Raw genomic sequence first — 25,461 nt, 5'->3', positions numbered from 1 at the left:
GCGTGAAGCTGCAACTTGTCGCCGTGGGAACGAAAATGCCGGACTGGGTACAAACCGGTTTTACCGAGTACCTGCGTCGTTTTCCGAAAGATATGCCCTTCGAGCTGATTGAAATTCCGGCCGGAAAACGCGGCAAGAATGCGGACATCAAGCGCATACTCGACAAAGAGGGTGAGCAGATGTTGGCGGCCGCAGGCAAAAACCGCATTGTCACCCTCGATATTCCAGGCAAGCCCTGGGATACGCCGCAGTTAGCCGCTGAGCTGGAACGCTGGAAGCTGGATGGTCGCGACGTCAGTCTACTGATTGGCGGGCCTGAAGGGTTGTCGCCTGCCTGTAAAGCGGCGGCTGAGCAGAGCTGGTCGCTGTCGGCGCTTACCCTCCCCCATCCGCTGGTTCGCGTGCTGGTCGCAGAGAGTCTGTACCGGGCGTGGAGCATCACCACCAACCATCCTTATCACCGTGAGTGATAAGGGAGCCTTGAGTAGAAAACGCAGCGGATGAAACTACAGAACTCTTTTCGCGACTATACGGCAGAGTCCGCGCTGTTTGTGCGCCGGGCGCTGGTCGCCTTTTTGGGGATTTTGCTGCTGACCGGCGTGCTTATCGCCAACCTGTATAATCTGCAAATTGTTCGCTTTACCGACTACCAGACCCGCTCTAATGAAAACCGCATTAAGCTGGTGCCTATCGCACCCAGCCGCGGCATTATCTACGACCGTAACGGTATCCCTCTGGCTCTCAACCGCACTATCTACCAGATAGAAATGATGCCGGAGAAAGTCGATAACGTGCAGCAAACGCTGGACGCTTTGCGCAGCGTGGTTGATCTGACCGATGATGATATTGCTGCATTCCGAAAAGAGCGCGCACGTTCACACCGTTTCACCTCCATTCCGGTGAAAACTAACCTGACCGAAGTACAAGTAGCTCGCTTTGCCGTCAACCAGTACCGTTTTCCGGGTGTTGAAGTTAAAGGCTATAAACGTCGTTACTATCCTTACGGTTCGGCGTTGACCCACGTCATCGGCTATGTGTCGAAAATCAACGATAAAGACGTCGAACGCCTGAATAATGACGGCAAACTGGCCAACTATGCGGCAACGCATGATATCGGTAAGCTGGGCATTGAGCGTTACTATGAAGACGTGCTGCACGGTCAGACTGGTTATGAAGAGGTTGAAGTTAACAACCGTGGGCGTGTTATCCGCCAGTTAAAAGAAGTACCACCGCAAGCCGGACACGATATTTACCTGACGCTGGATCTCAAACTCCAGCAATATATTGAAACGCTGCTGGCGGGTAGCCGCGCAGCTGTGGTAGTCACCGATCCGCGTACAGGTGGGGTGCTGGCGCTGGTTTCCACGCCTAGTTATGACCCAAACCTGTTTGTTGACGGTATCTCCAGCAAAGATTATTCCGCCTTGCTGAACGACCCGAATACACCGCTGGTGAACCGCGCCACACAAGGGGTTTATCCTCCCGCGTCTACAGTTAAACCCTATGTGGCGGTTTCGGCATTGAGCGCCGGAGTGATCACGCGCAATACGACGCTGTTTGACCCAGGCTGGTGGCAACTGCCAGGTTCGGAAAAACGTTATCGTGACTGGAAAAAATGGGGCCACGGGCGTCTGAATGTCACAAGATCGCTGGAAGAATCTGCGGATACCTTCTTCTATCAGGTGGCCTACGATATGGGAATCGATCGCCTCTCCGAATGGATGGGTAAATTCGGTTATGGTCATTACACCGGTATCGACCTGGCGGAAGAACGTTCCGGCAACATGCCTACCCGCGAATGGAAACAGAAACGCTTTAAAAAACCGTGGTATCAGGGTGACACCATTCCGGTTGGTATCGGTCAGGGTTACTGGACAGCGACCCCAATCCAGATGAGTAAGGCACTGATGATCCTGATTAATGACGGTATCGTGAAGGTTCCGCATTTGCTGATGAGCACCGCCGAAGACGGCAAACAGGTGCCATGGGTACAACCGCATGAACCGCCCGTCGGCGATATTCATTCCGGTTACTGGGAGCTGGCAAAAGACGGTATGTACGGTGTTGCTAACCGCCCTAACGGTACGGCGCATAAATACTTTGCCAGCGCACCGTACAAAATTGCAGCAAAATCCGGTACGGCTCAGGTCTTCGGCCTGAAAGCGAACGAAACCTATAATGCGCACAAAATTGCCGAGCGTTTACGTGACCACAAACTGATGACCGCCTTTGCGCCATACAACAATCCGCAAGTGGCTGTCGCCATGATTCTGGAGAACGGTGGCGCGGGTCCGGCGGTTGGTACGCTGATGCGCCAGATCCTCGACCACATTATGCTGGGTGATAACAACACCGATCTGCCTGCGGAAAATCCAGCGGTTGCCGCAGCGGAGGACCATTAATCATGACGGATAATCCGAATAAAAAAACATTCTGGGATAAAGTCCATCTCGATCCCACAATGCTGCTGATCTTACTGGCATTGCTGGTTTACAGCGCCCTGGTTATCTGGAGCGCCAGCGGTCAGGATATTGGCATGATGGAGCGTAAAATCGGCCAGATTGCGATGGGTCTGGTCATCATGGTGGTGATGGCGCAAATTCCTCCACGCGTTTATGAAGGCTGGGCCCCCTATCTCTATATCATCTGTATTATTTTGCTGGTGGCGGTAGATGCTTTCGGTGCCATCTCTAAAGGCGCTCAACGCTGGCTGGACCTCGGTATTGTTCGTTTTCAACCGTCGGAAATTGCCAAGATAGCCGTACCACTGATGGTTGCACGCTTTATCAACCGCGACGTTTGCCCACCTTCATTGAAGAATACAGCTATCGCGCTGGTGCTGATATTTATGCCCACGCTGCTGGTGGCTGCACAGCCTGACCTGGGAACATCAATCCTCGTTGCGCTTTCCGGCCTGTTTGTACTGTTCCTCTCTGGCCTTAGCTGGCGTCTGATTGGCGTCGCAGTAGTGCTGGTAGCGGCGTTCATTCCGATTCTGTGGTTCTTCCTGATGCATGATTACCAGCGCCAGCGCGTAATGATGCTCCTGGACCCGGAATCAGACCCACTCGGCGCGGGCTATCATATTATTCAATCTAAAATTGCTATTGGCTCCGGCGGATTACGCGGCAAAGGCTGGCTGCACGGTACTCAGTCACAGCTTGAATTTCTCCCCGAACGCCATACCGACTTTATCTTCGCGGTACTGGCGGAAGAGCTGGGATTAGTGGGCATTTTGATTCTGCTCGCTCTTTACATTCTGCTGATCATGCGCGGGCTGTGGATAGCCGCCAGAGCGCAAACCACCTTTGGTCGCGTCATGGCTGGCGGCTTAATGCTGATATTATTCGTTTATGTCTTCGTAAATATTGGTATGGTAAGCGGTATTCTGCCGGTTGTAGGGGTTCCGCTCCCACTGGTCAGTTATGGAGGATCGGCGCTAATTGTGCTGATGGCTGGGTTCGGGATTGTAATGTCAATCCACACCCACAGGAAAATGTTGTCGAAAAGCGTGTAAGAGGTGCGCAATGCGTAAGCAGTGGCTCGGGATCTGCATCGCGGCAGGAATGCTCGCGGCATGTACAAGCGATGATGGTCAGCAACAGACGGTAAGTGTACCGCAGCCTGCGGTATGTAACGGCCCCATAGTTGAAATTAGCGGGGCGGACCCGCGTTTCGAACCACTGAACGCGACGGCAAATCAGGATTACCAGCGCGACGGTAAAAGCTACAAAATCGTGCAGGATCCGTCTCGATTTAGCCAGGCGGGACTGGCGGCAATCTATGATGCCGAACCCGGCAGTAACCTGACGGCCTCTGGCGAAGCTTTCGATCCGACACAGTTGACGGCGGCCCATCCAACGCTTCCGATCCCCAGCTACGCCAGAATCACTAACCTGGCTAACGGGCGAATGATCGTGGTGCGCATTAATGATCGCGGTCCTTACGGCAACGACCGCGTTATTTCGCTTTCTCGCGCGGCAGCTGACCGTCTTAACACGTCAAACAACACCAAAGTTCGTATCGATCCGATTATTGTCGCCCAGGATGGTTCGCTTTCTGGTCCTGGTATGGCCTGTACCACAGTTGCCAAACAGACTTACGCCCTGCCTGCACCTCCCGATTTAAGCGGCGGCGCAGGAACAAGTTCAGTGTCTGGCCCGCAGGGTGACATTCTTCCGGTCAGTAATTCGACGCTAAAAAGCGAAGATCCGACTGGCGCGCCGGTAACCAGCAGCGGTTTCCTCGGCGCACCAACGACCTTAGCGCCTGGTGTTCTGGAAGGCAGCGAACCAACGCCTGCACCACAGCCCGTTGTTACAGCTCCGTCGACAACGCCTGCAACCTCGCCTGCAATGGTGACACCGCAAGCCGCCTCGCAAAGCGCCAGCGGCAACTTTATGGTGCAAGTCGGGGCCGTTAGCGATCAGGCTCGTGCGCAACAGTACCAACAGCAACTGGGACAGAAGTTCGGCGTCCCCGGTCGCGTAACTCAAAATGGCGCGGTCTGGCGGATCCAGCTTGGCCCATTCGCCAGCAAAGCCGAAGCCAGTACCTTGCAGCAACGTTTGCAAACCGAAGCCCAATTACAGTCATTTATTACCACCGCGCAGTAGCGTAAAGCAGGCATCTGATGTGTCAATTTCTGTAAATGACGTTAACAAAGTCACGCGGAAAGTCAGATGCCTGCCGGTAGTGCATTTGCTATAGTAGGGCACTTTTTTTAATTCCATCACGGATGTCGTAGTTCAGACCATGAATACCATTTTTTCCGCTCGTATCATGAAGCGCCTGGCGCTCACCACGGCTCTTTGCACAGCCTTTATCTCTGCTGCACATGCCGATGACCTGAATATCAAAACTATGATCCCGGGTGTACCGCAGATCGATGCGGAGTCCTACATCCTGATTGACTATAACTCCGGCAAAGTGCTCGCCGAACAGAACGCAGATGTCCGCCGCGATCCTGCCAGCCTGACCAAAATGATGACCAGTTACGTTATCGGCCAGGCAATGAAAGCCGGTAAATTTAAAGAAACTGATTTAGTCACTATCGGCAACGACGCATGGGCCACCGGTAACCCGGTGTTTAAAGGTTCTTCACTGATGTTCCTCAAACCGGGCATGCAGGTTCCGGTTTCTCAGCTAATCCGCGGTATTAACCTGCAATCGGGTAACGATGCTTGTGTCGCCATGGCCGATTTTGCCGCTGGTAGCCAGGACGCTTTTGTTGGCTTGATGAACAGCTACGTTAACGCACTGGGCCTGAAAAATACCCACTTCCAGACGGTACATGGTCTGGATGCTGATGGTCAGTACAGCTCCGCGCGAGATATGGCGCTGATCGGCCAGGCGTTGATCCGTGACGTACCGAATGAATACTCGATCTATAAAGAAAAAGAATTTACGTTTAACGGTATTCGCCAGCTGAACCGTAACGGCCTGTTATGGGATAACAGCCTGAATGTCGACGGCATCAAAACCGGACACACTGACAAAGCAGGTTACAACCTTGTTGCTTCTGCGACTGAAGGCCAGATGCGCTTGATCTCTGCGGTGATGGGCGGACGTACTTTTAAAGGCCGTGAAGCCGAAAGTAAAAAACTGCTAACCTGGGGCTTCCGTTTCTTCGAAACCGTTAACCCACTGAAAGTAGGTAAAGAGTTCGCCTCTGAACCGGTTTGGTTTGGTGATTCTGATCGCGCTTCGTTAGGTGTTGATAAAGACGTGTATCTGACCATTCCGCGTGGCCGCATGAAAGATCTGAAAGCCAGCTATGTGCTGAACAGCAGTGAATTGCATGCGCCGCTGCAAAAGAATCAGGTCGTCGGTACTATCAACTTCCAGCTTGATGGCAAAACGATCGAACAACGCCCGCTGGTTGTGCTGCAAGAAATCCCGGAAGGCAACTTCTTCGGCAAAATCATTGATTACATTAAATTAATGTTCCATCACTGGTTTGGTTAAAAATCGAACACTTGAAAGTGTAATTTCCGTCCCCATATACTAAGCATCAGTAAAAAACTCCCGCCTTCTGGCGGGAGTTGCTATTTAATTACGTTACGCCGGAGCTGACATGAAAACCAAACTTAACGAACTGCTTGAATTCCCTACTCCTTTTACTTACAAAGTTATGGGGCAGGCGTTACCTGAGCTGGTTGATCAGGTGGTTGAAGTGGTACAGCGCCATGCGCCAGGTGACTACACCCCAACGGTAAAACCAAGCAGCAAAGGCAACTACCACTCGGTATCTATCACTATCAACGCGACTCATATCGAGCAGGTTGAAACACTGTATGAAGAACTGGGCAAAATCGATATTGTCCGCATGGTTCTGTAACTCGCTTCTCCGTTACCCGGCTCCTGGTCGGGTAACTCCCCTCTCCTCGCTGTGATATACTTTTCCCCCACTTTTACTCATTCTCCACGGAGATGCCGTTTTGTATCAGGATAAAATTCTTGTCCGCCAGCTCGGTCTTCAGCCTTACGAGCCAATCTCCCTGGCTATGCATGAATTCACCGATACCCGCGATGAAAGTACCCTTGATGAAATCTGGCTGGTCGAGCACTATCCGGTATTTACCCAAGGGCAGGCAGGAAAAGCGGAGCACATTTTAATGCCGGGTGATATTCCGGTGATTCAGAGCGATCGCGGTGGGCAGGTGACTTATCACGGGCCGGGGCAACAGGTGATGTATGTGTTGCTTAACCTGAAACGCCGTAAACTCGGTGTGCGTGAACTGGTGACCTTGCTTGAGCAAACAGTGGTGAATACCCTGGCTGAACTGGGTATAGAAGCGCATCCTCGGGCTGACGCGCCTGGTGTCTATGTCGGGGAAAAGAAAATTTGCTCACTGGGTTTACGTATTCGACGCGGTTGTTCATTCCACGGTCTGGCATTAAACGTCAATATGGATCTTTCACCATTTTTACGTATTAATCCTTGTGGGTATGCCGGAATGGAAATGGCTAAAATATCACAATGGAAACCCGAAGCGACGACTAATAATATTGCACCGCGTTTACTGGAAAATATTTTAGCGCTACTAAACAATCCTGACTTCGAATATATTACCGCTTAATTGCATACATCAATGGCCCAATTTACACTGGGTCATTACTCATAATACCTGCTAATGCTTTACATCTCCTTCGCGTTTGTATATTTTCTTTATCACTAGCAGAAATGCGATGCTACGCCTTGCTCCGTAACTCACCCCATTGATTAACTTATTGAAATAGTTGATTATGGTGAGCAAAAGCGTTCCGTTCCAATTAGACATAAGATTATTGTAATTTTTTTTAATATTATTTTTCCATGAATAAAATTGGAGTAAGTGCGTGGATAGTAATAATCAAATTGAAACCTGTTTAAGCAGAAAGTCGTCAGAAGGTAAACCACAAATATTTACAACCTTACGAAATATTGATCTTAACCTTCTGACTATTTTTGAAGCTGTATATGTACATAAAGGGATCGTTAATGCAGCGAAAGTGCTTAATCTGACACCCTCGGCAATCAGTCAGTCTATTCAGAAACTGCGCGTTATATTCCCTGACCCATTGTTTATTCGCAAAGGCCAGGGTGTCACTCCTACCGCATTTGCGATGCATCTACATGAGTATATCAGTCAGGGCCTTGAGTCCATTCTTGGCGCGCTGGATATCGAAGGAAGCTATGATAAGCAACGAACGATAACTATTGCGACCACCCCCTCGGTCGGAGCCCTGGTCCTTCCTGTCATCTATCGGGCGATTAAATCTCACTATCCGCAGCTTTTACTGCGCAACCCACCCACCAGCGACGCGGAAAACCAACTCAGTCAGTTTCAAACCGATCTCATCATCGATAACATGTTTTGCACCAATCGTACGGTGCAACATCATGTTCTGTTCACCGACAATATGGTGTTAATTTGCCGTGAGGGAAATCCACTACTCTCTTTAGAAGATGACAGAGAGACTATCGACAACGCTGCGCATATACTCCTGTTACCGGAAGGGCAAAATTTCAGCGGTCTGCGGCAGAGAGTTCAAGAGATGTTTCCGGACCGGCAAATCAGTTTCACCAGCTACAACATTTTGACAATCGCTGCACTGGTTGCCAACAGTGACATGTTAGCGATTATTCCCAGCCGTTTTTATAACCTGTTTAGCCGTTGTTGGCCGCTAGAAAAACTGCCTTTTCCGTCCTTAAATGAGGAGCAAATAGATTTCTCTATCCACTACAACAAATTCAGCCTGCGTGATCCCATCCTGCACGGGGTAATAGATGTTATCCGGAATGCATTTTGAAAAAGTATTGTTACAGCCAGATCACAGCGAAGAACGAAAAAATGGCACAATCCAACAACAATTTTACATTTTCGCGACCGCTTTGGCTGCTTTCAGGTCCGTTTCAATGATATACTGCCAGTCGTTAATTCAAAAATAGTTGATAATTACAACAATCTATTGAATTGAAACGCTTTCCTTCGTAATTCGCAACTGGAACACGCACGCTATGAGTAAACCCATTGTGATGGAACGCGGTGTTAAATACCGCGATGCCGATAAGATGGCCCTTATCCCGGTTAAAAACGTGGCAACAGAGCGCGAAGCCCTGCTGCGCAAGCCGGAATGGATGAAAATCAAGCTTCCAGCGGACTCTACACGTATCCAGGGCATCAAAGCCGCAATGCGCAAAAATGGCCTGCATTCTGTCTGCGAGGAAGCCTCCTGCCCTAACCTGGCGGAATGCTTCAACCACGGCACAGCAACTTTTATGATCCTCGGCGCTATTTGTACCCGCCGTTGTCCGTTCTGTGACGTTGCCCACGGTCGCCCGGTAGCTCCGGATGCCAATGAACCAGTGAAACTGGCGCAGACCATTGCCGATATGGCGCTGCGTTATGTGGTTATCACCTCCGTTGACCGTGATGACCTGCGCGATGGCGGTGCCCAACACTTTGCGGATTGCATTACTGCCATTCGGGAAAAAAGCCCGCAAATCAAAATTGAAACTCTGGTGCCGGATTTCCGCGGTCGTATGGATCGTGCTCTGGATATTCTGACCGCCACACCACCAGATGTGTTCAACCATAACCTGGAAAACGTACCGCGTATTTACCGTCAGGTACGGCCTGGTGCAGATTACAACTGGTCGCTGAAGCTGCTGGAACGCTTTAAAGAAGCGCATCCGGAAATCCCGACCAAGTCTGGTCTGATGGTGGGTCTGGGTGAAACCAATGAAGAAATTATTGAGGTAATGCGCGACCTGCGCCGTCATGGTGTGACGATGTTAACGCTGGGGCAATATTTGCAGCCAAGCCGCCATCACCTGCCGGTTCAACGTTACGTTAGCCCGGATGAGTTCGACGAAATGAAAGCCGAAGCGCTGGCGATGGGCTTTACCCATGCTGCATGCGGTCCGTTTGTCCGCTCGTCTTACCACGCCGATTTGCAGGCGAAAGGGATGGAAGTTAAGTAATCCTGTAATAATTACTTACATCTGTCTGATAAAAAACCCGCTTTTTGAAGCGGGTTTTTTGTATCGAACAAGATATTGAGGGAGCGTCCTGCTCGCCACGTCACTCTTTATGAGAGAGCTTTTCAGCCTGAAGATCAACGTCTGCGCCTTTTTTCGCCGCAGCATCGTCATCATTCATCGCCTTCTTGAACCCTTTAATGGCCGCTCCAAGGTCTCCGCCCAGCGTACGTAACTTCTTAGTCCCAAACAGCAGAACGACCAGCGCCGCAACTACCAGCAGTTTGGTAATACTAATCTCACCCATAGATACCTTCTTGACATATAACCGGCAACAGAACGCGCCTTAAAAACCAGAGAATATTAACGGTCATTCGACGCGCGCACACAATAGCAATCTGTAACAAGGTGAATCAAGCGCCGAGTAAAAAAACATCATAATAATTGCGGCGGCGCAAAGCGACGGTTGTTTAAGACGGGCAGTTGCGCGCGCACCTGACGCACACGTTCGGGCGTCACTTCCGCCATAATGAGTGCAGGCATTTCTGACGCTGCCGCAATGGTGACGCCAAAGGGATCTATAATCCGGCTTTGCCCGATATTTTTGTTCCCGCACTCCCCCGCCGCCACCATATAACAGGTGGTATCCAGCGCACGAGCGGCAAGCAACGTTGACCAGTGATGCTCTTTGAGCGGCCCACGAACCCAGGCAGCAGGAAGTACCAGGATTTCAGCTCCCTGTAATGCCTGTGCCAGCGCCAGCTCTGGAAAGCGTAAGTCATAACAGGTCATCAGACCGACCTTCATCCCTTCCACCTCCAGTAACGGAGCTATTTCATTACCAGCATCAACATGGCGTGATTCCTGAATGGCAAATGCATCATAGAGATGAAGTTTGGCATAACGGGCGACGATGTTTCCTGCCTGTAGCGCCACCAGCATATTCCATGCGCGCCCCGGCGTTGAAGGAACATGAATCGTCAGAATTGTCGTCATCATGTTACGTTTACTTTCTCGACGTAAACGTCCGAGGAATTCGCCTTCCAGCAGCTGTGCTGATTTAACCGATAGATCTGCATCATGATCATCACGCGCCAACAATGCTTCCGGCAGGACAAACAGCGAAACGTCGTTTTCCGCCGCCTGCGCCATCAACGAGGCACAAATCTCAGCGTTCTTTTCCCACACAGATGTCACAGCAAACTGTCCTGCGGCAACCAGCATTGCCACCTCCTCCTGTCAGAGTCGTAAAATTCGCCAACGGCGATTATTCGGCGTTACACTTATCACTCATACAAATCAAATAGCAGGATTTTGCAGTGTTACAACTTCTTTTAGCAGTTTTTATAGGCGGTGGTACGGGAAGCGTGGCGAGATGGCTGTTAAGTATGCGATTTAACCCGCTGCATCAGGCGATTCCGTTGGGGACGCTGGCAGCCAACCTGATTGGGGCATTCATCATAGGAATGGGATTCGCCTGGTTCAGCAGGATGACGAACATTGATCCCGTGTGGAAAGTATTAATCACCACCGGATTTTGTGGCGGTCTAACAACCTTCTCAACATTTTCGGCAGAAGTGGTGTTTTTGTTACAAGAGGGTCGCTTTGGCTGGGCATTACTGAACGTTTTCGTCAACCTTCTGGGGTCTTTTGCCATGACCGCACTGGCTTTCTGGCTGTTTTCGGCCTCAACCGCACACTAAAGACCAAAAAAAACCCGCTGATTAAGCGGGTTTTGAATTCTTGCTGACGTATCTTACAGAGCGATTACGTTTGCAGCAGAAGGGCCTTTGGCACCGTTAGTGATTTCGAACTCTACGCGCTGACCTTCAGCAAGAGTTTTAAAACCATTAGTCTGGATTGCAGAGAAGTGTACGAACACGTCTTTGCTGCCGTCTTCCGGAGTAATGAAACCGAATCCTTTGGACTCATTAAACCACTTAACGTTACCTTTAATCTTAGACATCAAAATTACCTTTACATGAAAAATAGACACAAATGCTGTGTCGGTTACCAGTACACCAATTGTGGTACGCTTTGTCCAGTGCAACTTTACTAAAAAGTGATAAAAGTCGCGTTATTTTTGATGTTAATTATTTTAGTGGTTGATTTTAAAGAATTTACTAAAACTTCATTTGTCTCAAAACTGAAAGCGCATCCAGGCAAAGTACACATTGCCATTGTTGTAGGTACCCGGAATGTAGGTCATCTGAAACGTCGCGGGGCCATACCCCACAGAGGCCAATGGCAGTAGAACCGGGAGAGGGATGTAATTCCAGTTATCGCGTGCCGTTACGCCAGCGGTGAATCCCAGGCCTAAATGAAAATTTTCATCTGCCAGCGGTCGCCAGGTACTTTCCCATCCGTATCCGGCAATCGGTTCCCATTTGTTCCACGAGTCCTTAAATGCCATGGCATACAGGCCATGCCAGTTTCCTTTTTCGTCCCAACGCGACTGACCAAAACCGCCACCCCACGGTCGCTCGTTATAGCGATCGGTTTTTTCTTTGTCATAGGCAAAACGCGCATGCCAGGTGATGGCAGGAATATATAAATCATAATGTTCTGGCTGTTGCCAGGTTTGTGCAATATTTTCTCTAAACGTTGTCATCCACTCATCAGCGTTAGCAAAAACTTTACCAACACTGATTAACTGAATAAAAACAAAGAAAAATATAGTGACATATTTACTCACGTTCATTTGTGACCATTAAACATTTATCAAAAATCTACTACTAGCATAGCAAAGCTACAATTAACATAACCTTAATAGCCCCAACATAAAAAATAATCTGAATAGCTGCTCTATTTATTTCCGCTTGTTTAAGTTAAATATTTCCGCACATCGATTAAAGATGATGCGTCGTTTTCTGCGATGGGAATAGTCAAAAAAGAAAAACCAAGTCTTTTTTGATGACAAAATGCAATCAAGGAAAAATTATTTTATTTTTTAACGAGATACAACAATCATCTTAACGAAGTATATAATATATATCGTCAACCCATGCTCATATTAGATTATTTTTTGAGCGCATGGCCGCAGCTAACACCATTGCAATTAACAAATTTGCATCAATCCACCATCAATTTACACACATTATTATGTGATATTTGCCAACCGCTAAATATGCGTTTTGTTATCTACGTATAAAAACAGCAACTTCAATGTCTTAATGGCAGTTTTTCTTGATTTTAATCAGCATTCACCGCCAATTTATTGGGCATATTTTTTCCTTAGTTTTTAGGAATTTTTTATTATTTACTTTGGGGCCTGGAGACAGGAAAAATTATGCTGACATTCATTGAACTCCTTATTGGGGTTGTGGTTATTGTGGGTGTAGCTCGCTACATCATTAAAGGGTATTCCGCCACTGGCGTGTTATTTGTCGGTGGCCTGTTATTGCTGATTATCAGTGCCATTATGGGGCACAAAGTGTTACCGTCCAGCCAGGCTTCAACAGGCTACAGCGCCACGGATATCGTTGAATACGTTAAAATATTGCTAATGAGCCGCGGCGGCGACCTCGGCATGATGATTATGATGCTGTGTGGCTTTGCCGCTTACATGACCCATATCGGCGCGAATGATATGGTGGTCAAGCTGGCGTCAAAACCATTGCAGTATATTAACTCCCCTTACCTGCTGATGATTGCCGCCTATTTTGTCGCCTGTCTGATGTCTCTGGCCGTCTCTTCCGCAACCGGTCTGGGTGTTTTGCTGATGGCAACCCTGTTTCCGGTGATGGTAAACGTTGGTATCAGCCGTGGTGCAGCTGCTGCTATTTGTGCCTCCCCGGCGGCGATTATTCTCGCACCGACTTCAGGGGATGTGGTGCTGGCGGCGCAGGCTTCCGAAATGTCGCTGATTGACTTCGCCTTCAAAACGACGCTGCCTATCTCAATTGCTGCAATTATCGGCATGGCGATCGCCCACTTCTTCTGGCAACGTTATCTGGATAAAAAAGAGCACATCTCTCATGAAATGTTAGATGTCAGTGAAATCACCACTACTGCTCCTGCGTTTTATGCCATTTTGCCGTTCACGCCGATCATCGGAGTGCTGATTTTTGACGGCAAATGGGGTCCGCAATTACACATCATCACTATTCTGGTGATTTGTATGCTGATTGCCTCCATTCTGGAGTTCATCCGCAGCTTTAATACCCAGAAAGTTTTCTCTGGTCTGGAAGTGGCTTATCGCGGGATGGCCGATGCGTTTGCTAACGTGGTGATGCTGCTGGTTGCCGCTGGGGTATTCGCTCAGGGGCTTAGCACCATCGGCTTTATTCAAAGTCTGATTTCTATCGCCACCTCGTTTGGTTCGGCGAGTATCATCCTGATGCTGGTATTAGTGATCCTGACAATGCTGGCGGCAGTCACGACCGGTTCAGGCAATGCGCCGTTTTATGCGTTTGTTGAGATGATCCCGAAACTGGCGCACTCTTCCGGCATTAACCCGGCGTATTTGACTATCCCAATGCTGCAGGCGTCAAACCTCGGCCGTACCCTGTCACCCGTTTCTGGCGTAGTCGTTGCGGTTGCCGGGATGGCGAAAATCTCACCATTTGAAGTCGTAAAACGCACCTCGGTGCCGGTGCTTGTTGGGCTGGTGATTGTTATCGTTGCTACAGAGCTGATGGTGCCAGGAACGGCAGCCGCGGTCACAGGCAAGTAAATAGTCATGCCGGAGGCAAGTTTCCTCCGGCTTTATCATGTCACCCACTGTGGTATATGCGTTGCGGTCTGCCAACTTTGCCGTGAACAATTTCAGCAATAATCAGATGGCGGCTGGCGCAATATTCAAGATAACGTCTGGCAGTGGTGCGGCTGATAGTCAGTGCCTGCGCCACCGTTTCTGCCGTATGTTGCACACCAGGCTCTTTAAACAGTTTTCGCACTGCGTTTAGCGTCAAGGGGTCAATGCCGGTCGGCAGTTCGTCTTTGGGTTCACCGCGAGCATAGGCATTAAACATCTCATCAATTTGCTTCTGGCTGGCGCTATCAATACTTTCCAGCATATGTTTACGCTGGCGGAAACGGGTTAGCGTTTGCCCCAGCCGTTCATAGGCAATGGGCTTAATGAGATAATCAAATACACCACAACGTACGGCTTCAGACACCGTTTCCATATCGCTGGCTGCAGTGGTAAACACCACGTCGCCGGGATAATGCGCCTGCACCAGTTCATGCAGTAAATTAATCCCTCTACCGTCAGGAAGATAGTTATCGAGCAAGATTAGCCCCGGCTTAAAACGCTCGATCATCATTCGGGCCTGCGCCAGGTTTCCCGCCAGTAATATCTGACTGAATCCGGGAATGTGACGAATATATTCCGCATGCATCTCTGCCAGCGGCGTTTCGTCCTCAACGATCAATAGGGTTAATGGAGCTGTCATTAGGTTTCACTTTCGGAATATAGATTGAAAATAAGGTACCGCAGGGATCATTATCTTCGAGAGTGATAACACCACCGCAGCGCGTTACGTAGCTGGCAATCAAGTACAACCCAATGCCATGTTCGCCGGGCTCGTCAGCACGCGTACTGACACCCTGCTCAAATATTTTGTCTCGTAGAGACTCTGGAACGCCGCAGCCCTGATCGGCGACTTCAATCACCACATCATCGCCTTCATCGCTGAGGAATAATTCAACGATCTTGTTTCCTTCATCGCTACGTAGGCTGGCTTCGAAGGCGTTATCAAGTAAATTGCCAACAATGGCTGCAAACTCGGTGCTGTCCAGTCCTGGCGGCAGTTGCGAAAGCTGACTTCCGGGGACGATGACCATTTTTAGCCCCAGTTCGCGGGCGCGCTGCACTTTACCAAAAAGCAGCCCCGCCACCTGGCGATCGGCAAACGCCTCGCGCAGGCTATCAATAAGCTGTTGCTGGGCCTGAGACTCCCCCTGCACCATCGCCAGCACGCGATCATACTCTTTCATCTGCAACAGACCATTGAGCGTCGACATCCAATTGAGATGCTCGTGTCGCAATGTGCGCAGGCTCTCGACGTATTGTTTAATTTGCGTCAGTTGCGCATTGAGGGTGGATATTTCGTCTTTACTACGAAAGCTGATAATGGCCCCCAGCAAATCATCACCAGAACGAATAGCTTCCCGGTTGGCAATAACGCTCAGACCGTTAAAGTTCGCCACCACATCCTGACGTTTTTCATCAATCTGTTCGGTAAAGAAATCGGCGGGCCTGACCACTTCAGCAATGGGTTTACCCAACCATTGCCGTCCGGGGGAACTCAGACCCAGCATCTTTCTTGCGTTACGATTGATGGCGGTAATGTAACCATGCGGATCCACCGCAATGAGCCCTTCATAAACCGAACTAAACAGCGCCTCTTGCTGACGGACCACGCGTGCGATTTGCTTTGGCTCCATGCCCATCATCTGCCGACGGATATGCGCGGCCAGGAACCACGATAGCAACATCAGAATCCCTAACAGCACGACAAACACGCCAGCCATCGGTAATAAAAACTCAGCCCGCCAGCTATCGATTTTACTCACCAGGTAGCCAATCGACACCACGCCGATGACTTTTCCATCGTCATCAAAGATTGGCGTTTTGGCACGCATCGCCATGCCAATTGACCCTTTCCCGGTGATGAAGTAGCTCTCCCCTTTCTCCAGCGCGCCCGGTTTGGTGAACTGCATAGGATAACCAATTTTCTCCGGATTAGGATGGTAAAGACGAATCGAGTGCCGATCGCCAATCACCACATAATCGAAATCAGTATCTCTTTGTAATTTGTCAGCGATGGTCGCCAGCCTCTTGTAGTCACGCGTTTTCACTGCGCTGATGATACTGTCATTAGAAGCAATAATTTTTGCCTGATTCATTGCCATGTCGCGCACATGAAGCGTTAAATAGTCCTCAAAACTGGCTGTAAAATATTGCGCCAGGGCTGCAATGACAAATATTGAGAACACCAGAATCAGCAAAAAGATACGCAGCGGAAATGCCAGTCTTTGGAAAAATGCAAACTGTTTATTCTCGTTAAGCTGCAACATTGTTTTCCTTGCGGGTTGTCCCGAGCCTCTTTGACGGATGTAATTAAAATGTTGAATCAAAATACATAGATATTAAATATGATCGTGGCAAATTTTATTCATTAAATCAATTAAATCACTTAAACCTGCGGGTCATTTCGTAATTACATTAGTTAAAAAACTTAAAACCATTAAATAAATAAAAAACCACTAACTCTATGTGAAATAAATCAAAATTTCACGCCGAAATACTCCTTAGGATGTATAGCGAAAGGAGAAAAAGATATATCTCGATCACCCCCTTTCTCCCAAGTGAAAATAAAAGGTTATCAGTTTGCAACATCGAACAACATTCGTTGCAAATCGATAACAACATGCACCTTCAGGATACTATTTATTATGTTCGGCAATGATATTTTCACCCGTGTAAAACGTTCAGAAAATAAAAAAATGGCGGAAATCGCCCAATTCCTGCATGAAAATGATTTGAGCGTTGACACCACAGTCGAAGTATTTATTACCGTAACCCGCGATGAAAAGCTTATCGCGTGCGGTGGAATTGCCGGAAATATTATTAAATGCGTTGCTATCAGTGAATCCGTTCGCGGTGAAGGACTGGCGCTGACATTAGCCACTGAATTGATAAACCTCGCCTATGAGCGGCACAGCACGCATCTGTTTATTTATACCAAAACCGAATACGAGGCGCTGTTCCGCCAGTGCGGTTTTTCCACGCTGACCAGTGTACCCGGCGTGATGGTGCTGATGGAAAACAGCGCCACGCGACTGAAACGCTATGCCGAATCGCTGAAAAAATTTCGTCATCCAGGGAACAAGATTGGCTGCATTGTGATGAACGCCAATCCCTTTACGAATGGTCACCGTTATCTGATTCAACAGGCTGCAGCACAGTGCGACTGGTTGCATCTGTTTTTAGTTAAAGAAGATTCTTCACGCTTTCCCTATGAAGACCGGCTGGATCTGGTGTTAAAAGGCACCGCCGATATTCCACGCCTGACTGTGCATCGCGGCTCCGAATACATCATCTCCCGCGCTACGTTCCCTTGCTACTTCATTAAAGAACAGAGCGTCATTAACCATTGTTACACCGAAATTGATCTGAAGATTTTCCGTCAGTACCTCGCTCCCGCGCTGGGTGTAACTCACCGCTTTGTCGGTACTGAACCCTTTTGTCGTGTTACCGCCCAGTACAACCAGGATATGCGCTACTGGCTGGAAACGCCGACTATCTCCGCACCGCCCATCGAACTGGTTGAAATTGAGCGGCTGCGTTACCAGGAGATGCCGATATCCGCTTCCCGGGTACGTCAACTGCTGGCGAAAAACGATCTCACGGCTATCGCGCCGCTGGTCCCTGCAGTCACGCTGCATTATTTGCAGAACCTGCTTGAGCACTCCCGCCAGGACGCGGCAGCTCGTCAAAAGACCCCCGCATGAGAAACAGGTGAAAAATGAAAATAAACCAGCCCGCCGTTGCAGGCACCCTTGAGTCTGGGGATGTGATGATACGCATCGCCCCACTCGATACGCAGGATATCGACCTGCAAATCAACAGCAGCGTTGAGAAACAGTTTGGCGATGCAATTCGCACCACCATTCTGGACGTTCTCGCCCGCTACAACGTGCGCGGCGTACAGCTGAATGTCGATGACAAAGGCGCACTGGACTGCATTTTACGTGCACGACTGGAAGCCCTGCTGGCACGCGCCAGCGGTATCCCGGCTCTGCCATGGGAGGATTGCCAATGATTTCCGCTTCGCTGCAACAACGTAAAACTCGCACCCGCCGCAGCATGCTGTTTGTGCCAGGTGCCAATGCCGCGATGGTCAGCAACTCATTCATCTACCCGGCTGATGCCCTGATGTTTGACCTCGAAGACTCCGTGGCATTGCGTGAAAAAGACACCGCCCGCCGCATGGTTTACCACGCGCTGCAACATCCGCTGTATCGCGATATTGAAACCATTGTGCGTGTAAACGCGCTGGATTCCGAATGGGGTGTTAACGACCTGGAAGCCGTCGTTCGCGGTGGTGCGGACGTTGTGCGTCTGCCGAAAACCGATACCGCTCAGGATGTTCTGGATATCGAAAAAGAGATCCTGCGCATCGAAAAAGCCTGTGGTCGTGAACCCGGCAGCACCGGCCTGCTGGCAGCGATTGAATCTCCGCTGGGCATTACCCGCGCAGTGGAAATCGCTCACGCTTCCGAGCGTTTGATCGGTATCGCCCTCGGTGCAGAAGACTATGTGCGCAACCTGCGTACAGAACGCTCCCCGGAAGGAACTGAACTGCTGTTCGCACGCTGCTCCATTTTGCAGGCCGCGCGCTCTGCGGGTATTCAGGCGTTCGATACCGTCTATTCCGACGCTAACAACGAAGCCGGATTCCTGCAAGAAGCCGCCCACATCAAACAGCTGGGCTTTGACGGCAAATCGCTGATCAACCCGCGTCAGATTGATCTGCTGCACAACCTCTACGCACCGACTCAGAAAGAAGTGGATCACGCCCGCCGCGTCGTAGAAGCCGCTGAAGCCGCCGCTCGCGAAGGCCTCGGCGTGGTTTCCCTGAACGGCAAGATGGTGGACGGTCCGGTTATCGATCGCGCCCGTCTGGTGCTCTCCCGTGCAGAACTTTCCGGCATCCGCGAAGAATAAGGCAATCAAAATGACGCAGAAAATTGAACAATCTCAACGACAAGAACGGGTAGCGGCCTGGAATCGTCGCGCTGAATGCGATCTTGCCGCTTTCCAGAACTCGCCAAAGCAAACCTACCAGGCTGAAAAAGCGCGCGATCGCAAACTGTGCGCCAACCTGGAAGAAGCGATTCGTCGCTCTGGTTTACAGGACGGTATGACGGTTTCCTTCCATCACGCTTTCCGTGGCGGTGACCTGACCGTCAATATGGTGATGGACGTCATCGCGAAGATGGGCTTTAAAAACCTGACTCTGGCCTCCAGCTCCCTGAGTGATTGCCATGCGCCGCTGGTAGAACACATTCGCCGGGGCGTGGTTACCCGCATTTATACCTCTGGCCTGCGCGGTCCACTGGCGGAAGAAATCTCCCGTGGTCTGCTGGCGGAACCGGTGCAAATCCACTCTCACGGCGGACGTGTGCATCTGGTACAGAGCGGCGAACTGAATATCGATGTGGCTTTCCTCGGCGTCCCGTCCTGTGATGAATTCGGTAATGCCAACGGCTACTCCGGTAAAGCCTGCTGCGGCTCCCTCGGCTATGCAATGGTTGATGCCGACAACGCAAAACAGGTCGTGATGCTTACCGAAGAACTGCTGCCTTATCCGCATAATCCGGCAAGCATTGAGCAAGATCAGGTTGATCTGATCGTCAAAGTTGATCGCGTTGGCGATGCTGCAAAAATCGGCGCTGGTGCTACCCGTATGACCACTAACCCGCGCGAACTGCTTATTGCCCGTAGCGCTGCGGATGTGATTGTTAACTCTGGCTACTTCAAAGAAGGTTTCTCCATGCAGACCGGCACCGGCGGCGCTTCGCTGGCGGTAACCCGTTTCCTGGAAGACAAAATGCGTAGCCGCGATATTCGCGCCGACTTCGCCCTCGGCGGTATTACCGCAACGATGGTTGATCTGCACGAAAAAGGTTTGATCCGCAAACTGCTGGATGTGCAGAGCTTTGACAGCCACGCTGCGCAATCGCTGGCCCGTAACCCCAATCACATCGAAATCAGCGCCAACCAGTACGCTAACTGGGGTTCGAAAGGTGCATCGGTTGATCGTCTCGACGTGGTGGTACTGAGCGCGCTGGAAATTGACACCCAGTTCAACGTTAACGTGCTGACCGGCTCTGACGGCGTACTGCGTGGCGCTTCCGGTGGTCACTGCGATACCGCGATTGCCTCTGCACTTTCCATCATCGTCGCACCGCTGGTACGCGGTCGTATTCCGACTCTGGTGGATAACGTGCTGACCTGCATCACCCCGGGCTCCAGTGTCGATATTCTGGTCACAGACCACGGTATCGCAGTTAACCCGGCACGTCCGGAACTGGCAGAACGTCTGCAGGAAGCGGGCATTAAAGTGGTTTCCATTGAGTGGCTGCGTGAACGTGCGCGTCTGCTGACCGGTGAACCACAGCCGATTGAATTCACCGACCGCGTCGTTGCCGTTGTGCGTTACCGCGATGGCTCGGTGATCGATGTTGTGCATCAGGTGAAGGAATAAGCCATGCACCTGCTTCCTGAACTCGCCAGCCACCATGCGGTGTCAATTCCCGAGCTGCTCGTCAGCCGGGATGAAAGGCAAGCACGGCAACACGTCTGGCTCAAGCGCCATCCTGTTCCACTGGTCTCCTTTACCGTGGTTGCGCCTGGGCCGATTAAAGACAGCGAGGTCACACGCCGAATTTTTAATCATGGCGTGACAGCCTTGCGTGCCTTAGCCGCAAAACAGGGCTGGCAAATTCAGGAGCAGGCTGCACTGGTTTCCGCCAGCGGGCCGGAGGGCATGTTGAGCATTGCCGCCCCGGCTCGCGACCTCAAGCTCGCCACCATTGAGCTTGAACATAGTCATCCTCTCGGGCGGTTATGGGATATCGATGTCCTGACACCCGAAGGCGACATTCTCTCCCGCCGCGATTATTCACTGCCGCCTCGCCGCTGCCTGTTGTGCGAGCAAAGCGCAGCTGTTTGCGCGCGTGGAAAAACCCATCAACTGACCGATTTACTCAACCGCATGGAGGCGCTGCTGAACGATGTCGATGCCTGCAACGTCAACTAAAACCACAAAGCTTGCGACGTCATTAATCGATGAGTACGCCCTGCTGGGCTGGCGCGCCATGCTGACTGAAGTCAATCTGTCACCGAAACCAGGCCTCGTGGATCGCATTAACTGCGGTGCGCACAAAGATATGGCGCTGGAAGATTTCCACCGCAGCGCGCTGGCGATTCAGGGCTGGTTACCCCGTTTCATTGAATTTGGTGCCTGTAGTGCAGAAATGGCACCGGAAGCAGTACTCAACGGATTACGCCCAATTGGTATGGCTTGCGAAGGTGATATGTTCCGCGCCACTGCGGGCGTAAACACGCATAAAGGAAGCATTTTTTCTTTAGGGCTACTGTGTGCGGCAATTGGCCGTTTGCTTCAGCTCAACCAGCCGGTAACGCCAACAACCGTTTGTTCGACGGCGGCAAGTTTCTGTCGTGGCCTGACCGATCGCGAACTGCGTACCAATAATTCACAACTGACGGCAGGTCAACGGTTGTACCAGCAGCTTGGCCTTACCGGCGCACGCGGTGAAGCCGAAGCGGGTTATCCACTGGTGATCAACCACGCCTTGCCGCATTACCTCACTCTGCTGGATCAGGGGTTAGATCCTGAACTGGCATTGCTCGATACCTTGCTCCTACTGATGGCTACTAACGGCGATACCAACGTTGCATCGCGCGGTGGCGAGGGGGGCCTGCGCTGGCTACAGCGCGAGGCGCAAACACTATTAAACAATGGGGGCATCCGAACCCCCGCCGATCTCGATTATCTCCGGCAGTTCGACAGGGAGTGTATCGAACGAAATCTCAGTCCAGGCGGCAGTGCCGACCTGCTGATTATTACCTGGTTTTTAGCACAGATTTAATAATTTAAGCACTTGATAAAATTGGAATATTAATTGTCGGAGAACCCGTATGTCTTTAGCAAAAGATAATATATGGAAATTATTGGCGCCCCTGGTGGTGATGGGTGTCATGTTTCTTATCCCTGTACCTGACGGTATGCCGCCGCAGGCGTGGCATTACTTTGCAGTGTTTGTGGCAATGATTGTCGGCATGATCCTCGAGCCAATTCCGGCAACGGCGATCAGTTTTATTGCGGTTACTATTTGCGTTATTGGCAGTAATTACCTGCTCTTTGATGCCAAAGAATTAGCTGACCCAGCGTTTAATGCGCAAAAACAGGCGCTGAAATGGGGGCTGGCAGGTTTCTCCAGCACCACCGTCTGGCTGGTGTTTGGCGCATTTATTTTTGCGCTGGGCTATGAAGTCACCGGTCTGGGCCGTCGTATCGCCCTTTTCCTGGTGAAATTCATGGGTAAACGCACGCTGACGCTGGGTTACGCGATTGTCATTATCGACATTCTGCTGGCACCGTTTACACCGTCCAACACCGCGCGTACCGGGGGTACGGTTTTTCCGGTCATTAAAAACCTGCCGCCGCTGTTTAAATCATTCCCGAACGATCCGTCCGCGCGTCGTATTGGCGGCTATTTGATGTGGATGATGGTCATTAGTACCAGTCTGAGTTCGTCCATGTTTGTCACCGGTGCGGCACCAAACGTGCTGGGTCTGGAGTTCGTCAGCAAAATCGCAGGGATCCAGATTAGCTGGCTGCAATGGTTCCTGAGCTTCCTGCCGGTCGGTATTATTTTGCTGATCGTTGCTCCGTGGCTCTCCTATGTGCTGTACAAGCCGGAAGTGACTCACAGTGCCGAAGTGGCAGCATGGGCCGGTGATGAACTGAAAACGATGGGTGCATTGAGCCGTAAAGAGTGGACCCTGATAGGTCTGGTGCTGCTGAGCTTAGGCTTATGGGTATTCGGCGGCGAAATGATCGACGCCACGGCGGTAGGTCTGCTGGCGGTTTCGCTGATGCTGGCCCTGCACGTTGTACCGTGGAAAGACATTACCCGCTACAACAGCGCCTGGAACACACTGGTCAACCTGGCAACGCTGGTTGTTATGGCGAACGGTTTGACCCGCTCTGGTTTTATCGACTGGTTCGCTAGCACCATGAGCACGCACCTGGAAGGCTTCTCACCGAACGCAACGGTAATTGTACTGGTTCTGGTGTTCTACTTTGCACACTACCTGTTTGCCAGCCTGTCTGCGCACACCGCAACCATGCTGCCGGTTATTCTGGCCGTCGGTAAAGGTATTCCGGGCGTACCAATGGAACAACTGTGTATCCTGCTGGTGCTGTCTATCGGTATCATGGGCTGTCTGACGCCGTATGCAACCGGTCCTGGGGTGATTATTTACGGCTGTGGCTATGTGAAATCAAAAGATTACTGGCGTCTTGGCGCAATCTTCGGGGTGATTTACATCTCTATGCTGCTGTTGGTTGGCTGGCCGATTCTCGCCATGTGGAACTAATACGTTCGCCAAACGCTGAATAAATCATCACGCCCGCCAGGTAAGCCCACCTGGCGGGCTTTTTTATGATTTAATAGATAGTATTCAGTATATGTATGAGTTCCACACCCATTATGAAAGCATTCTGGCGTAACGCCGCGTTGCTCGCGGTTTCTCTGCTTCCCTTCTCTTCTGCCAACGCCGTGGCGTTGCAGGCAAAACAGTATGGCGATTTTGATCGCTATGTCCTGGCCCTCTCCTGGCAAACCGGATTTTGCCAGAGTCAACACGATCGAAATCGTAACGAACGAGATGAATGTCGCCTGCAAACCGAAACGACCAACAAAGCTGATTTTCTGACCGTACATGGTCTGTGGCCAGGATTGCCTAAATCGGTTGCTGCCCGTGGTGTTGATGAACGCCGCTGGATGCGCTTCGGTTGCGCTACTCGCCCAATCCCGAATCTACCAGAAGCGCGCGCCAGCCGAATGTGTTCATCTCCGGAAACCGGGTTATCGCTGGAAACGGCCGCTAAACTAAGTGAAGTCATGCCAGGAGCTGGCGGACGTTCCTGCCTGGAACGCTACGAATATGCCAAACACGGTGCCTGCTTTGGTTTTGATCCAGACGCATACTTCGGCACGATGGTACGCCTGAATCAAGAAATTAAAGAGAACGAAGCCGGAAAATTCCTTGCGGATAACTACGGTAAAACAGTGAGCCGCCGTGACTTTGATGCCGCCTTTGCCAAAAGCTGGGGAAAAGAGAACGTGAAAGCAGTTAAGCTAACGTGCCAGGGTAACCCTGCGTATTTGACTGAAATTCAGATCTCGATCAAAGCTGACGCCATCAACGCTCCGCTTTCTGCCAACTCATTCTTGCCACAACCACACCCAGGCAACTGTGGCAAAACCTTTGTGATTGATAAAGCAGGTTATTAATCCTCTGATTTACAAAACACGCTAATTCGTCTTCCATAAACCATGACGATTAAGATTTATACATAATGCGCTACATTGAGGAATTCCCTGAATGTGACGCAAATCACTTCAAAGAGTGAGCAACAGTCAGTATCATCATGTGAGTTAAACCCTCGCCGCCTGACGGTGAGGGTTTTCTTTTGGGTATGTTTATCTGCGACACTCGCAGTACCGACGACATGGAGTAAAAATGTCCAGACCAACTATCATCATTAACGACCTGGATGCCGAACGCATCGATATTCTGCTGGAGCAACCCGCCTATGCTGGTTTGCCAATCGCCGACGCGTTAAACGCAGAGTTGGATCGCGCCCAAATGTGTTCGCCAGAAGAGATGCCACACGACGTGGTGACAATGAACAGCCGGGTTAAATTCCGCAATCTTAGCGATGGCGAAGTGCGTGTGCGCACGCTGGTGTATCCGGCAAAAATGACCGACAGCAATACTCAGCTTTCCGTTATGGCTCCGGTAGGTGCCGCACTGCTGGGGCTGCGCGTTGGCGATTCCATTCACTGGGAACTGCCGGGCGGCGTTGCAACCCACCTTGAAGTGCTGGAACTCGAATACCAGCCAGAAGCTGCTGGCGATTACCTGCTTTAATCCCATCTGCACAAGCGATAACTCGCTTTGCCCAGAGGATGCACTCGCATCCTCTTTCCGCTCAAATATCAACCAGATTTATCATTTTGCTCTTAAGCGCAGCATTCTAATCTGAACTGGTTATTCATCTGCGGAACCTCATATGAGCGAAGCTCTCGGTATCACTGCATTTTATATATTCATAGCAGCAATTATTGTTGCTGCAGTGCTATACCTTGAACAACGCTGGTAGCGCCTGGTTTTATTTATTTTCCAGCTCAATAGCAAATTCAGATCAAATCAGCCTCGCAAATCA

At 50.5% G+C, this 25,461-nt stretch carries 27 protein-coding genes; 21 read left to right on the top strand and 6 right to left on the bottom strand.

What is annotated here, in order from left to right; all coding sequences use genetic code 11:
- Window positions 1-2 precede the first annotated feature (2 nt).
- From rlmH to lipA, 9 genes are all read left to right on the top strand, one after another.
- On the top strand, window positions 3-470 hold the full coding sequence (gene rlmH, locus ACJHWR_RS07500; RefSeq protein WP_000776104.1) for a 23S rRNA (pseudouridine(1915)-N(3))-methyltransferase RlmH: 468 nt from the start codon (window positions 3-5) through the stop codon (window positions 468-470).
- Between the two features lie 30 nt (window positions 471-500).
- Complete coding sequence (gene mrdA, locus ACJHWR_RS07495; protein ID WP_000776191.1) at window positions 501-2,402, top strand: peptidoglycan DD-transpeptidase MrdA; 1,902 nt, start codon at window positions 501-503, stop codon at window positions 2,400-2,402.
- Between the two features lie 2 nt (window positions 2,403-2,404).
- Window positions 2,405-3,517, top strand: a complete 1,113-nt coding sequence (mrdB, locus tag ACJHWR_RS07490) for a peptidoglycan glycosyltransferase MrdB (protein WP_000131717.1) — start codon at window positions 2,405-2,407, stop codon at window positions 3,515-3,517.
- 10 nt (window positions 3,518-3,527) lie between these two features.
- On the top strand, window positions 3,528-4,616 hold the full coding sequence (gene rlpA, locus ACJHWR_RS07485) for an endolytic peptidoglycan transglycosylase RlpA (protein ID WP_001231428.1): 1,089 nt from the start codon (window positions 3,528-3,530) through the stop codon (window positions 4,614-4,616).
- Between the two features lie 139 nt (window positions 4,617-4,755).
- Window positions 4,756-5,967, top strand: a complete 1,212-nt coding sequence (dacA, locus tag ACJHWR_RS07480; RefSeq protein ID WP_001092082.1) for a D-alanyl-D-alanine carboxypeptidase DacA — start codon at window positions 4,756-4,758, stop codon at window positions 5,965-5,967.
- Between the two features lie 109 nt (window positions 5,968-6,076).
- Window positions 6,077-6,340, top strand: a complete 264-nt coding sequence (ybeD, locus tag ACJHWR_RS07475; protein ID WP_000850550.1) for a DUF493 family protein YbeD — start codon at window positions 6,077-6,079, stop codon at window positions 6,338-6,340.
- A 100-nt stretch (window positions 6,341-6,440) separates the two neighbouring features.
- Window positions 6,441-7,082, top strand: coding sequence for a lipoyl(octanoyl) transferase LipB (lipB, locus tag ACJHWR_RS07470; protein WP_000284018.1), 642 nt, complete (start codon window positions 6,441-6,443; stop codon window positions 7,080-7,082).
- 259 nt (window positions 7,083-7,341) lie between these two features.
- Entirely contained in the window at window positions 7,342-8,295 is a 954-nt protein-coding gene (locus ACJHWR_RS07465) for a YbeF family transcriptional regulator (RefSeq protein ID WP_000378059.1), read from the top strand.
- Window positions 8,296-8,503: 208 nt separating this feature from the next.
- On the top strand, window positions 8,504-9,469 hold the full coding sequence (gene lipA / locus ACJHWR_RS07460; protein WP_000042632.1) for a lipoyl synthase: 966 nt from the start codon (window positions 8,504-8,506) through the stop codon (window positions 9,467-9,469).
- Window positions 9,470-9,569: 100 nt separating this feature from the next.
- On the opposite strand, the gene tatE is transcribed toward lipA, so the two are convergent.
- Window positions 9,570-9,773 (bottom strand): twin-arginine translocase subunit TatE, encoded by a 204-nt coding sequence (gene tatE / locus ACJHWR_RS07455; protein WP_000503931.1) that lies wholly within the window; start codon window positions 9,771-9,773, stop codon window positions 9,570-9,572.
- Window positions 9,774-9,901: 128 nt separating this feature from the next.
- Window positions 9,902-10,690, bottom strand: a complete 789-nt coding sequence (locus ACJHWR_RS07450) for a deaminated glutathione amidase (protein WP_001305561.1) — start codon at window positions 10,688-10,690, stop codon at window positions 9,902-9,904.
- 95 nt (window positions 10,691-10,785) lie between these two features.
- On the opposite strand from ACJHWR_RS07450, the gene crcB reads away from it, so the two are divergent.
- The gene (crcB, locus tag ACJHWR_RS07445) at window positions 10,786-11,169 is read left to right on the top strand and encodes a fluoride efflux transporter CrcB (RefSeq protein ID WP_000939738.1); all 384 of its coding nucleotides are present in this window, start codon (window positions 10,786-10,788) and stop codon (window positions 11,167-11,169) included.
- Between the two features lie 53 nt (window positions 11,170-11,222).
- On the opposite strand, the gene cspE is transcribed toward crcB, so the two are convergent.
- Both cspE and pagP read right to left on the bottom strand, forming a co-directional pair.
- Window positions 11,223-11,432, bottom strand: coding sequence for a transcription antiterminator/RNA stability regulator CspE (cspE, locus tag ACJHWR_RS07440; protein WP_000034825.1), 210 nt, complete (start codon window positions 11,430-11,432; stop codon window positions 11,223-11,225).
- A gap of 174 nt (window positions 11,433-11,606) precedes the next feature.
- Window positions 11,607-12,167 carry a lipid IV(A) palmitoyltransferase PagP gene (gene pagP / locus ACJHWR_RS07435; RefSeq protein ID WP_001103097.1) on the bottom strand — a complete coding sequence of 187 codons (561 nt, stop codon included), beginning with the start codon at window positions 12,165-12,167 and terminating at the stop codon, window positions 11,607-11,609.
- A 588-nt stretch (window positions 12,168-12,755) separates the two neighbouring features.
- Between pagP and dcuC the strand changes: the two genes are divergently transcribed.
- Window positions 12,756-14,141, top strand: coding sequence for an anaerobic C4-dicarboxylate transporter DcuC (dcuC, locus tag ACJHWR_RS07430; protein WP_000955057.1), 1,386 nt, complete (start codon window positions 12,756-12,758; stop codon window positions 14,139-14,141).
- Window positions 14,142-14,181: 40 nt separating this feature from the next.
- Here dcuC and dpiA read toward each other — a convergent pair whose 3' ends face one another.
- Window positions 14,182-14,862 carry a two-component response regulator DpiA gene (gene dpiA / locus ACJHWR_RS07425; protein ID WP_000126500.1) on the bottom strand — a complete coding sequence of 227 codons (681 nt, stop codon included), beginning with the start codon at window positions 14,860-14,862 and terminating at the stop codon, window positions 14,182-14,184.
- Window positions 14,831-16,489 carry a sensor histidine kinase DpiB gene (dpiB, locus tag ACJHWR_RS07420; protein ID WP_001305557.1) on the bottom strand — a complete coding sequence of 553 codons (1,659 nt, stop codon included), beginning with the start codon at window positions 16,487-16,489 and terminating at the stop codon, window positions 14,831-14,833. Before dpiB ends, dpiA begins: the two co-directional genes overlap by 32 nt.
- Before the next feature lie 378 nt (window positions 16,490-16,867).
- On the opposite strand from dpiB, the gene citC reads away from it, so the two are divergent.
- From citC to yldA, 10 genes are all read left to right on the top strand, one after another.
- Window positions 16,868-17,926, top strand: coding sequence for a [citrate (pro-3S)-lyase] ligase (gene citC / locus ACJHWR_RS07415; protein WP_000467705.1), 1,059 nt, complete (start codon window positions 16,868-16,870; stop codon window positions 17,924-17,926).
- A gap of 14 nt (window positions 17,927-17,940) precedes the next feature.
- The gene (gene citD, locus ACJHWR_RS07410) at window positions 17,941-18,237 is read left to right on the top strand and encodes a citrate lyase acyl carrier protein (RefSeq protein WP_000700703.1); all 297 of its coding nucleotides are present in this window, start codon (window positions 17,941-17,943) and stop codon (window positions 18,235-18,237) included.
- Window positions 18,234-19,142, top strand: a complete 909-nt coding sequence (gene citE, locus ACJHWR_RS07405; protein WP_000622357.1) for a citrate (pro-3S)-lyase subunit beta — start codon at window positions 18,234-18,236, stop codon at window positions 19,140-19,142. Before citD ends, citE begins: the two co-directional genes overlap by 4 nt.
- A gap of 10 nt (window positions 19,143-19,152) precedes the next feature.
- Window positions 19,153-20,685, top strand: a complete 1,533-nt coding sequence (gene citF / locus ACJHWR_RS07400; RefSeq protein ID WP_012311967.1) for a citrate lyase subunit alpha — start codon at window positions 19,153-19,155, stop codon at window positions 20,683-20,685.
- Between the two features lie 3 nt (window positions 20,686-20,688).
- Window positions 20,689-21,240: a citrate lyase holo-[acyl-carrier protein] synthase gene (gene citX / locus ACJHWR_RS07395; RefSeq protein WP_000550418.1), complete on the top strand. Its 552-nt coding sequence runs from the start codon at window positions 20,689-20,691 to the stop codon at window positions 21,238-21,240.
- Window positions 21,215-22,093, top strand: a complete 879-nt coding sequence (citG, locus tag ACJHWR_RS07390; RefSeq protein ID WP_000062471.1) for a triphosphoribosyl-dephospho-CoA synthase CitG — start codon at window positions 21,215-21,217, stop codon at window positions 22,091-22,093. The genes citX and citG overlap by 26 nt, the downstream gene beginning before the upstream one ends.
- 49 nt (window positions 22,094-22,142) lie before the next feature.
- The gene (gene citT, locus ACJHWR_RS07385; RefSeq protein ID WP_000050336.1) at window positions 22,143-23,606 is read left to right on the top strand and encodes a citrate/succinate antiporter CitT; all 1,464 of its coding nucleotides are present in this window, start codon (window positions 22,143-22,145) and stop codon (window positions 23,604-23,606) included.
- A 113-nt stretch (window positions 23,607-23,719) separates the two neighbouring features.
- Entirely contained in the window at window positions 23,720-24,526 is an 807-nt protein-coding gene (rna, locus tag ACJHWR_RS07380; protein ID WP_012311587.1) for a ribonuclease I, read from the top strand.
- 229 nt (window positions 24,527-24,755) lie between these two features.
- Entirely contained in the window at window positions 24,756-25,166 is a 411-nt protein-coding gene (gene rnk, locus ACJHWR_RS07375; protein WP_000089731.1) for a nucleoside diphosphate kinase regulator, read from the top strand.
- 142 nt (window positions 25,167-25,308) lie between these two features.
- Complete coding sequence (yldA, locus tag ACJHWR_RS07370) at window positions 25,309-25,398, top strand: small membrane protein YldA (RefSeq protein ID WP_001287361.1); 90 nt, start codon at window positions 25,309-25,311, stop codon at window positions 25,396-25,398.
- Window positions 25,399-25,461 lie beyond the last annotated feature (63 nt).

Source organism: Escherichia sp. WS568, assembly GCF_046486085.1.
Classification (GTDB): Bacteria; Pseudomonadota; Gammaproteobacteria; order Enterobacterales; family Enterobacteriaceae; genus Escherichia; species Escherichia coli.
Note: the sequence above shows the minus strand (reverse complement) of the source record. Positions and strands in the feature narration are given on the sequence as shown.

Bases quoted from the DNA above. Each gene is read 5' to 3' on its own strand.
- mrdA (WP_000776191.1), top strand. From the start codon at position 501: ATGAAACTACAGAACTCTTTTCGCGACTATACGGCAGAGTCCGCGCTG.
- mrdB (WP_000131717.1), top strand. From the start codon at position 2,405: ATGACGGATAATCCGAATAAAAAAACATTCTGGGATAAAGTCCATCTC.
- rlpA (WP_001231428.1), top strand. From the start codon at position 3,528: ATGCGTAAGCAGTGGCTCGGGATCTGCATCGCGGCAGGAATGCTCGCG.
- dacA (WP_001092082.1), top strand. From the start codon at position 4,756: ATGAATACCATTTTTTCCGCTCGTATCATGAAGCGCCTGGCGCTCACC.
- ybeD (WP_000850550.1), top strand. From the start codon at position 6,077: ATGAAAACCAAACTTAACGAACTGCTTGAATTCCCTACTCCTTTTACT.
- lipA (WP_000042632.1), top strand. From the start codon at position 8,504: ATGAGTAAACCCATTGTGATGGAACGCGGTGTTAAATACCGCGATGCC.
- tatE (WP_000503931.1), bottom strand. From the start codon at position 9,773: ATGGGTGAGATTAGTATTACCAAACTGCTGGTAGTTGCGGCGCTGGTC.
- ACJHWR_RS07450 (WP_001305561.1), bottom strand. From the start codon at position 10,690: ATGCTGGTTGCCGCAGGACAGTTTGCTGTGACATCTGTGTGGGAAAAG.
- cspE (WP_000034825.1), bottom strand. From the start codon at position 11,432: ATGTCTAAGATTAAAGGTAACGTTAAGTGGTTTAATGAGTCCAAAGGA.
- pagP (WP_001103097.1), bottom strand. From the start codon at position 12,167: ATGAACGTGAGTAAATATGTCACTATATTTTTCTTTGTTTTTATTCAG.
- dcuC (WP_000955057.1), top strand. From the start codon at position 12,756: ATGCTGACATTCATTGAACTCCTTATTGGGGTTGTGGTTATTGTGGGT.
- dpiA (WP_000126500.1), bottom strand. From the start codon at position 14,862: ATGACAGCTCCATTAACCCTATTGATCGTTGAGGACGAAACGCCGCTG.
- dpiB (WP_001305557.1), bottom strand. From the start codon at position 16,489: ATGTTGCAGCTTAACGAGAATAAACAGTTTGCATTTTTCCAAAGACTG.
- citC (WP_000467705.1), top strand. From the start codon at position 16,868: ATGTTCGGCAATGATATTTTCACCCGTGTAAAACGTTCAGAAAATAAA.
- citD (WP_000700703.1), top strand. From the start codon at position 17,941: ATGAAAATAAACCAGCCCGCCGTTGCAGGCACCCTTGAGTCTGGGGAT.
- citE (WP_000622357.1), top strand. From the start codon at position 18,234: ATGATTTCCGCTTCGCTGCAACAACGTAAAACTCGCACCCGCCGCAGC.
- citF (WP_012311967.1), top strand. From the start codon at position 19,153: ATGACGCAGAAAATTGAACAATCTCAACGACAAGAACGGGTAGCGGCC.
- citX (WP_000550418.1), top strand. From the start codon at position 20,689: ATGCACCTGCTTCCTGAACTCGCCAGCCACCATGCGGTGTCAATTCCC.
- citG (WP_000062471.1), top strand. From the start codon at position 21,215: ATGTCGATGCCTGCAACGTCAACTAAAACCACAAAGCTTGCGACGTCA.
- citT (WP_000050336.1), top strand. From the start codon at position 22,143: ATGTCTTTAGCAAAAGATAATATATGGAAATTATTGGCGCCCCTGGTG.
- rna (WP_012311587.1), top strand. From the start codon at position 23,720: ATGAAAGCATTCTGGCGTAACGCCGCGTTGCTCGCGGTTTCTCTGCTT.
- rnk (WP_000089731.1), top strand. From the start codon at position 24,756: ATGTCCAGACCAACTATCATCATTAACGACCTGGATGCCGAACGCATC.
- yldA (WP_001287361.1), top strand. From the start codon at position 25,309: ATGAGCGAAGCTCTCGGTATCACTGCATTTTATATATTCATAGCAGCA.